At 59.6% G+C, this 4104-nt stretch carries 2 protein-coding genes; both read left to right on the forward strand.

Features of this window, described 5'->3' with window-relative positions:
- Positions 1 to 122 precede the first annotated feature (122 nt).
- Complete coding sequence (locus tag Q4610_RS21425) at positions 123 to 3032, forward strand: Tn3 family transposase (RefSeq protein ID WP_006961814.1); 2910 nt, start codon at positions 123 to 125, stop codon at positions 3030 to 3032.
- Between the two features lie 142 nt (positions 3033 to 3174).
- Entirely contained in the window at positions 3175 to 4041 is an 867-nt protein-coding gene (locus Q4610_RS21430) for a recombinase family protein (RefSeq protein ID WP_006961816.1), read from the forward strand.
- Positions 4042 to 4104: the final 63 nt, after the last annotated feature.

Genomic DNA, 4104 nt, shown 5'->3' on the forward strand with positions numbered 1-4104 from the left:
GGCCCAGTCGGCCCGAAGCTGCGATTTTGGTCATCTTGGAGAACACGTCGGGAACGGGCTGGTTGTTGTTGACGATCGCCCATGCGAGGAACGACGTTCCGCTCCGATAAGGGAGCGGCGTTATGAGCCTTGGCGTTTCGAGTGGGGATCTGATCGGCTCCTGGAGCCTGAGTTTTTCGGACATCGCGTTCGTGACCGGCAAAGCGGAGACGGCACGACTGGGATTGGCGGTTCAGCTTAGATTTTTCGCCGGGCATGGCTTCTTTGTGCCGGATCATGCGTCGATACCCTCCGACGGTGTCTTGTATCTGGCGGAGCAACTTGGTCTCGATGCCAAATCCGTGAACCACTATGATTTTTCCGGGCGCACCGCCCGCCGGCATTGCGCGGAGATTTTGCGGCATCTCGGGTTCCGCCGTATGACGCAGACGGATCGCAGGGCGTTGTCGAGGTGGATTTCCGACGATCTTTGTGCGGGCGGGCAGCCGATCAATGCCATGCTCGAGCATGTTTTCCTGTGGTGCCGCGACCGCCGTATCTATGGGCCGTCGCGCAAGGAGCTGGAACGCCTCGTCCGTTCGCAACGACACCTCTATCTGGAGGCCCTGTTGGCCCGAGTCCGCGATCGGCTTGCGCCGGATGCGGTCGCCTTGCTGGAAGCCTCGCTCGCCGATCCCGATGGCCCGACCGGCTTCAACACGATGAAGGGGGATGCAGGTCAGGCGACGCTCGAAAACATTCTTGGCGTGACCGCCAAACTCGCCTTTATCCAACGGCTTGCTCTTCCCCGAGATTTCCTATCGGTCACGGGCAAGGCATGGGTCGATCAGATCGTTCGCCGGGTTGCCGGCGAGAAAGCCTCGGAGATGCGCCGGCATGTACCGGCGCGCCAGCTCGGGCTCTATGCCGTTTATCTGATGGCGCGGGAAGCTCAGCTTACGGATGCGATGGTCGACCTGCTGATCGAGACGGTCCATAAGATCGGATCGCGCTCGAAACGCAAGGTGGTGGGCGATATCGCGAAAGACATCGAGCGGGTCTATGGCAAGGAGCGACTCCTGGTCGAGATTGCCAGCGCTTCGATCGACGATCCATCCGGGCGCATCTGCGATGTCATTTTCCCAATCGCCGGCAAGGACAAACTGGCGGCGATCATCAAGGAAAGCCAGGCAAAGGGCGCCTTGGATCGGCGGATCTACAAGGTGATGCGGAGGTCATGGGCCAATCATTATCGCCGTATGCTGCCAAGCCTGCTTTCGGCACTGGAGTTCCGGTCGAACAACGCCGTGTGGCGTCCGGTGCTGGCGGCCCTGGACTGGATCAGAAGCAAAGTGGATGATGGATGCCGCTACGTGCCGCCGCACGCAGTGCCGGTCGACGAGGTCATTCCGGCGAGATGGCGCAGTTCCGTCATTGATGAAGAGGGGCGCGTAAACCGGATCAGTTATGAGCTTTGTGTCCTCGCGCAACTGCGCGATCGCATCCGTTCTAAGGAAATCTGGGTTGTCGGGGCGGACCGATACCGCAATCCCGATGACGATCTTCCCAAGGACTTCGATGCGCGGCGAGAAGCATATTACACAGGATTGAACCTGACGGCGGATGCGCGTGCATTTTCAAGCGCCATCCGGGAAGAGCTTGCTCAGGAACTGTTGCTCCTCAATGCCAATATTCCCCGGAACGACAAGGTTCGGCTGCTGTGGCGCGGCGAGAACCGTATATCTCTCACCCCGTTCAAACCCTTGCCCGAACCCAGGGGTCTCGCCTCGATCAAGACCGAGATCGGCCAACGCTGGCCGATGACCGGGCTGCTCGACGTACTGAAGGAGGCTGCCCTTGATACGGGACTTCTCGAAGCGTTCGAAACATCGGCCTCGCGTGTTGCACTGCCGAAAACCGCGCTGGATCAACGTCTCCTGCTATGCCTCTACGGCCTGGGAACGAATGCCGGGCTCAAGCGGATCGCCGGCGCCACCCCCGATGTCAGCTATGAAGAGCTGCTGCATGTCCATCGCCGCTTCGTTCATGCCGCGGCGCTCAAGGAGGCGTGTGCCAGGGTTGCGAATGCGACCCTGGCAATCCGCAATGCTGCAGTCTGGGGGGACGCCGGCACGGCCTGTGCGTCAGATTCCACAAAGTTCGGAGCCTGGGATCGCAACCTGATGACGGAATGGCATGCGCGTTATGGTGGACGGGGCGTCATGATCTACTGGCATGTCGAACGACGCGCGACATGCGTCTATTCCCAGCTCAAGCGCTGCTCTTCCTCCGAGGTCGCCTCCATGATCGAGGGCGTGCTGCGCCATTGCACCGACATGGAAATCCAGCGACAATATGTTGATAGTCATGGCCAAAGCGCGGTTGGCTTTGCATTTTGCCGGCTTCTCGGATTTGAGCTTGCACCCCGCCTGAAAGCGATCGCTCGCCAGAAGCTGGCTCTTCCCGATGTCGGCATGCGAACGCGGCTTCCCCACTTGCAGCCGATCCTCTCCAGTCCGATCAACTGGGATGAGATCGAGCAGCAATATGACGAGATGGTCAAATATGCAGCCGCGATGCAGACAAAAACCGCCGACCCGGAGGCGATCCTGCGCCGGTTTAGCCGCTCCGAGGTGATGCACCCGACCTACAAGGCGTTGAGTGAGCTGGGCCGCGCGGTCAAGACGATCTTCCTGTGCCGGTATCTGCGCGAGGAGTCCTTCCGCCGCGAAATTCATGAAGGCCTGAATGTCGTTGAAAACTGGAACAGTGCCAATGGGTTCGTTTTCTTCGGCAAGGGCGGCGAGATCGCCACTAACCGCATCGATGAGCAGCAGCTCTCGGTCCTGGCGCTACATTTGCTGCAAGCGTCGCTTGTCTATGTGAACACCCGAATGCTTCAGAGCGTGCTGGTGGAACCGAAATGGACGGGCCGGATGACGCCGGATGATTATCGCGGCCTCACACCGCTGATTTACAGCCACGTCAATCCTTATGGCCGCTTCGACCTCGATCTGAATAGCCGGATCGATTTTGGGCGGCTTGCTGCCTGACCGGGGCCTTTCCGCTCGCACCATTTGGGTGCACCCGAACGTGACGATCGGAAGTGACATATACGACATGTCACAAAAGGGTGGTTCCGTCACCAATGTTACTGTACGAGGGCAAAGCCACCCTAATGTGACGGATTTGCCCATGACCCGCGTCGGCTACGCCCGCGTCAGCACCATCGACCAGGATCTCGACATCCAGGTTGCCCGGTTGAAGGCAGCGGGCTGTGAAATCCTCCGCTCCGAAACAGGCTCGGGCGCATCGCGCACTGGACGCACGGAGCTTGAGACGATCATGCAGTTCCTGCGCGCCGATGACGAACTCGTCGTCCTGCGTCTCGATCGGCTCGGTCGCTCCACACGCGATGTTCTCAATCTGGTTCATGAACTCGACCAGAAGGGAGCCTCATTGCGGGTGCTTGAGCCGGAGGTGACGACGGCCGGAAGCATGGGGCGGATGGTGATCACCATTCTGGGCATGGTCGCGGACATGGAACTGACGTTCATCAAGGACCGGCAGCGCGCCGGGATCGAGGCGGCGCGCGCCGAAGGCGTCTACAAAGGCCGGAAGAAAAACATCGATGACGATGAAATCCGACGCCGGATCACCGCCGGCGCGAGCAAGGCCAGCGTCGCGCGCGACCTCAAGATCTCAAGAATGACCGTCTATCGGGCGCTTGACGTCATTCCTTCAAGGATCGGGCTGCCGGAAAAGCCGCCTTCTGTCACCATCGCCCTGCATCTGACCATCGAGAACTTCAACAAGCATGGTCGTGGCAGAAAGCCCGCTCGCGAGCGCATTGAGGCGATGCTGGAGCGGGATTACCAGATGCAAAAGACCGGGAACTGCGATTACACGCTGACCGTCGCCTATGATCAGGGTGCCGATGGCGTCAGCCTCGATGATGAGATCGCATCTCTCCAGACAGAGATGTTCAACATCGCAGAGAGCTACAGGTGCTCGATCGAGACCGATGTTTACGAGATTGGAGGACAAGAGCGAGCCTGGTAGATCGCCATGTTCAATCTTTGTTCTTCAACATGGCCAAAATCGCAGCTTCGGGCCGACTGGGCC

Source organism: Sphingobium cyanobacteriorum, assembly GCF_030580935.1.
Lineage (GTDB): Bacteria > Pseudomonadota > Alphaproteobacteria > Sphingomonadales > Sphingomonadaceae > Sphingobium > Sphingobium cyanobacteriorum.

Coding starts and splice junctions, on each gene's coding strand:
- Q4610_RS21425 (WP_006961814.1), top strand. CDS start 123: ATGAGCCTTGGCGTTTCGAGTGGGGATCTGATCGGCTCCTGGAGCCTG.
- Q4610_RS21430 (WP_006961816.1), top strand. CDS start 3,175: ATGACCCGCGTCGGCTACGCCCGCGTCAGCACCATCGACCAGGATCTC.